The organism is Bartonella sp. MU70NMGDW, assembly GCF_042194085.1.
Lineage (GTDB): Bacteria > Pseudomonadota > Alphaproteobacteria > Rhizobiales > Rhizobiaceae > Bartonella > Bartonella grahamii.
Genome location: NZ_JBHIMK010000100.1, coordinates 1 through 5,563, shown reverse-complemented (window position 1 = coordinate 5,563; position 5,563 = coordinate 1). Strand labels below are relative to the sequence as shown.

The window sequence follows — 5,563 nt, the reverse complement described above, 5'->3', positions numbered from 1 at the left end:
GATACTTAATCTTGCTATTGCCTTTTTTCTCTCCTTCTCCATGCGTCGCTACAAAGGCACTATCTGCTTCGCTCCAGCTCAAAGAATCTTTTTTCGCGTTAGTAATCTGATTGATAATCTCTTTTTTTGCATTTGTGATAGAAGTCCCTACACCCTCAAAGGCAGAAGCTACATCAGAATAGCTTTTATCTTCTTCAGTGCCATCTTCCTTAACAGTCTTAACCTTGAAACTTGGATCTGTCCACGCTTCACCCTCATACTTGGCACCTCCGCCTAAATATTTTGCTGTATGTTCAGCAACCTTAGTAACATTTTCATTGGTGGTAAAAAGCTGTGAACCATTAACCGCATCTGTCGAGGTTCCTGAGAGTTCACCAGAACTCACACCGGCGATTGTCCGTTCCTTACCGTCTTTGTTGAAAATACTAAGTTTAGTGCCGCCTGATCCCTTAGCAATGGTGATAACAGTCGATTCCCCCGAACGGAGACTACGCGCTAAAGTTATCTCTTCTTCTTCCTTAACAAGGATACTATCTCTTACATCAGCAATTTCCTTATTTGTTGTAAATAACTGCGATCCATTCACTGCCTGTTGTGAAGTCTCAGTGAGTTCTGCAGCCTTAACTTTCTTTATCTCTTTACCTCCAGCATCAATACCATCGGTCGTTATTTTCGGACCATCAGTAATGACCAGACCTTTTGCATCTAGGGTGGTTGTGCCTGCCTTTAAGCTCGTTAATGCAACATCTTGAGCTAAATCAAATTTTACATTATTATCTTTATCGCCTTTTGTAATGTTAAGATTTGTACTTCCAGTGGAAAAATCTACTCCGCTATCCATAATGACTGTTTTAGCATCTTTACCACCAACAGAGAGTTTCCAACCGTTTTCTCTTACGACCCTTTCTAAGTCTTTCAATTGTATTACATTCACTGCGTCTGAATCTTCACTACCAGCCGCTACACCTGTAATTTGGCGCGTTTTGCCAGCATCAATATCACCAACACTAACAGCACCTAATGTAGATTTCCAATAAGATGCCGTATTTACTGCAGGTCCCTGCAGCACAGAAGTATAACCCGGAACACCAGCAGCCCTATTAGCTCTAGTATAGCTTCCTATTGCAACACTCCCTTCCACCATCCCCAAAGCTTCGTGACCTAGCCCGATACTATCCAACGCCTGCGCTTTTGAATAGTAACCGATAGAAATGCCATTTTTAGCATCATCCCATACCGATGAACGCCGACCAATACCAATCCCATCTTGTCCTCTGACTTTAGAAACACGCCCTAATGCAATCGAATAATCACTCTTCGCAGTTGTATAATCATCTGGATATTTATTTGTAATATCATCAGAACCTATTGCGATACTATGCTGACCCAAAGAGTGCGCCGAGTGTCCTATAGAAATACTATTCAAACCTGTCGCCTCTGCACTATTCCCCAAACCGATAGCATTTTTTTCTGTCGCCTGTGTAAAAGGACCTACAGCAATAGCACTGCCAGCCGCCAATGTACTAACACCAATAGCAATCCCCTGATAATTCTTAACTTCAGCTGATAAACCGATAGCTATTGCTCTTTCAGCTGCTGCCCTCGCTCCAACACAACCAATTTTACCGCTTGCAGTTTTACAATCTGGGTCATCTCTACCTATTGCAATACTTGAGTAAGTAGTTGCCTTTGCAGTATCGCCCAACATAATACCTTGATCAGCTTTCGCGTCTCGCTGCAGTTCACTAACAGGAATAAGTTGTCTTGGTGTCAAAGTATTTATTGTGGAATTATTATCACTGTTACTAGAAAGAGTATTGACCAGAAAATTTGCGTAGTCACTGGTAGCATCCACCTTAGGTGTTGTCGCAACATTCAACGCTGTTATATAATTTTCCTTTGATGCATTAGAAGCATCTAACTCACTGTTATCGCCATCATAAGCAGAGATAACATTTCGTGGAGCTCCTACAACAGCGCTCTCGACACCTTCAAGGAATATTTTGCTTACATCGACATTTGCCGAAAAACTAGGAGAAACATTCGATAAAAACGCAACCATTGCAGCCAACAAAAGCGCCCTCACCAAAGACAACGGATAAGGAAAATGAATCCCATTTGCATCATCGTGTGCTAGTGTGGCATATGATTTTTTCATAATAAATTCTCCAATGAAAAAACTTAAAAACACCTCCAAAACATAAAAAAGACACATTTTAGCATTATTGATCTTCTCGGAATTCAGAATGGAGGATCGTTGCTTAGCGTGTGAACGTTTTGAGTCTTTGATCTTCTTTTGTTTGTGCTTTCTGTATTGAGACTTAAATGTTTGTTTTTGGTTCATGTTTTGTGGACATAAAGGTAATGCATTTAAAGTCTATGGGTTTTGATGTGCTGTTTTTCCTAAATAAAAAAGAGGTATTGCATATTTAATATTACTTTTTACTTTGTAGTCTCTACTATAAAATCCTTTGAAAAAGGTTTTAGTTTTATTAGAAAGCATTTTTTTGTTAATAACAAGTAAAGTAAAAAGAAATTGTAATATGTTCGGGATATAGATTCCTTGGAAAATCGTTTTTTATTTAGGTTTTCTCTTTTTAAAATGTCATGTAATGATATATGCGTGATTCTGTGATGTGCCTTTTATTTTTACGCACTACTTATCTTCCCTTTGAAAGTTATTTTATCAAAATGAGTCTTACTAATATACATTTCCGTATCGTTATAGACTGTTCAAGAAAATAGCAACATAAAAATATAACTTTTTAGCAATATGGATTCTATTTGTGATATTTTTGCAATAAAAGCATATAAGGGTCTTCTATAAAACCTTAAAGTTTATATCGTCATCAAATATTATGCTTATCTCTAGATAAATACTGTACGTCTGTAAAAAAAAATCACCCTCATTTCAATAAATAAGGGTGATTATTTGGTTCTGTTTTCGTTGTTCGTATTATTTTATTTTCAGAGTAATTGCTCCACCTATTCCCCAGTGACCACCAGCACTCGTAGCAGAGAGATTAGAGCGGATTTTTCCGTTCTCAGATGTATAACCAGCACCAAGAGCAAACGCAGATTGTCCACGCCATGCCCCGCTACCAAATGAGACACTCAAAGATCCTGGGTCGTCGAAGTAACGTAGGTTGGATACTGCTAGACCAACAGCGGCTGCTTGTCTTGCCTCTTTGCGTACACTCTTAATGTCATAACTTAAAATATTAAACTTCATATCTGTATATTGGTTAGCCCGATCAACAGCATCATCAATAGCATCGATAACGATATTATTCACCCGTTGATCTGTGTAGTGCTTTGATTGATCAAGAACAATTTTCATCTGCTGCTCAGTGTAGCCATGGAGCTGACCACCATTTACAGCTTCTTTTGATCCCTTCTCAATACGACCATCCGCAACATTATCAATCATAACAGGTTCACTTTCGTTGCCACCTTTTAGAGTGATCTTATTGGTCTTTTTACCATCAGCATCTTTATCATAGTTAACTGCACCATCAGAAAGATTATTAACCGTGTTCTCAATATTATCAACTCTGTTTTCAATATGGAAAACCGTTTCACCAATATCCGTAACCGTAGCGGAAATATTGTCGACTCTGTTTTCGATATGCTTAATATCTTTCTCAACGCCAGTGATACGTTCGTTGGTCTGCCAAAGCTGTCCGCCATTGACTGCATCTTTTGAACCTTCTGCAATTTTACCATCTGCTACATTGATAATCTTACTTTGTTGACCATCATGACTAGCGTCATAGGCTTTTTTCTGTTCATTCCAATTTAAACCATTGGACGAGACATTGTTTTCAACATTTTGAATGCGATTGTTTATCTTGGACATACTCTCACTCACGCCGTCAAAAGCATTGGCAACGTCATGATAGGTCTTCTTCTCACCAGAACTGCCGTCATTATTGAATTGTGCTATCTTGAAAGTAGGAGCGATCCATTGTCCATTATTATAGCCAGCGCCACCACCAAAATACGCAGCAAGCTGATTACTCATCAAATAAAGTTGCGAACCATTTACAGCATCTGTTGAGTTAGCAGAAATGTCTCCATCCTTCAAAAATGTGATTTTGCTGTCTGGCTTCTCTCCGTTTGCTACATGAAGAGCAACAAATGCTTGTTCATCTTCGCTCCACAAGAGAGAATCTTTAGAAAAACCATCAATTTTTTGAGTAAAGTCATTGACTACATATGTTAAGCGACTATTCACATTCTTTACATTTGCATCAAGCCCACTCAAAGCGTCACCAACATTATAAAAGATTTTCTGTTCTCTAGAACCATCCGCAGAAACTGTAGATAAATTATACTGTGGTCCTATAAAAGCACCATCTCTAAATTCTGCATTACCACCAAAATAGTTTGCAACATCTCCGGACATTTTATTAATCTGGCTGCCATTAATTGCATCATTCGACCCTTCTGCAATTGTACCAGCTTGTACATTATGGAGAGCAACTGGTCCTTGACTCTTATCGCCGCCCAAAGACACACTGTCATAATTGACAGTGCCTTCTGCATTTTTATCGTAGAGAACTGCAAAAGCACTTCCCTCTTTAATATTATTAATACTGTTGCTGATATCCGCTATACGACCATCCAGTTGTTCTTTATTAACAGCTTCATCATTATTAACCGCTGCCTTCACACCGGAAATTGTACGAGCACCACCTGATTTGTTCGCAACACTGATTTCAGTCCCACCTGTTGCTTTACCAACAGTGATAGTACCTTCATTTTCCTCCTGCTTAACGAGGCTATTTTTCGTCGCATTCGTAATCTGATTTTGGATATTCGTGATAGAATTATCAACAGTACTAAAAGCAGAACCAATGTCGTTATATTCAGTGTTCTGAATCGTATAGGTTGGTGCTTTATTAGTGACCACATCTGCACCACCGCCCAAATATTGAGATGTATTTTGAGAAATTTTTGCTAGATCATTCGTAACAGTGGCAATATTCTGATTAGTCGTAAAGAGCTGCGAACCATTTACAGCATCCGTTGAGTTAGCAGAAATGTCTCCATCCTTCAAAAATGTGAGTTTGCTGTCTGTCTTCTCTCCGTTTGCTACATGAAGAGCAACAAATGCTTGTTCATCTTCACTCCACAAGAGAGAATCTTTAGAAACACCATCAATTTTCTGAGTAAAGTCATTGACTACATATGTTAAGCGACTGTTAACATTCTTTACATTTGCATCAAGCCCTGTCAAAGCGTCACCAACATTATAAAAGATTTTCTGTTCTCCAGAACCTTCGGCAGAAACTGTAGATAAATTATACTGTGGTCCTAAAAAAGCACCATCTCTAAATTCCGCATCACCACCAAAATAGTTTGCAACATCTCCGGATATTTTATTAATCTGGCTGCCATTAATTGCATCATTCGACCCTTCTGCAATTGTACCAGCTTGTACATTATGGAGAGCAACTGGTGCCGTAGTCTTATTACCACCAAAAGTCACACTATTATAATTAATGGTACCATCTGCATTTTTATCATAAAGAACTGCAAAGCTATTTGCTTCTTTAAT

1 protein-coding gene and 1 pseudogene are annotated in these 5,563 nt (G+C 38.6%); both read right to left on the bottom strand.

Annotated elements, in window-relative coordinates:
* A pseudogene (locus tag ACFIKE_RS08020) lies at positions 1-2,158 on the bottom strand (hypothetical protein); the annotation flags it as partial.
* A gap of 798 nt (positions 2,159-2,956) precedes the next feature.
* On the bottom strand, positions 2,957-5,563 hold a 2,607-nt coding region (locus ACFIKE_RS08015; protein WP_375649136.1), incomplete at its 5' end, for a Vomp family autotransporter.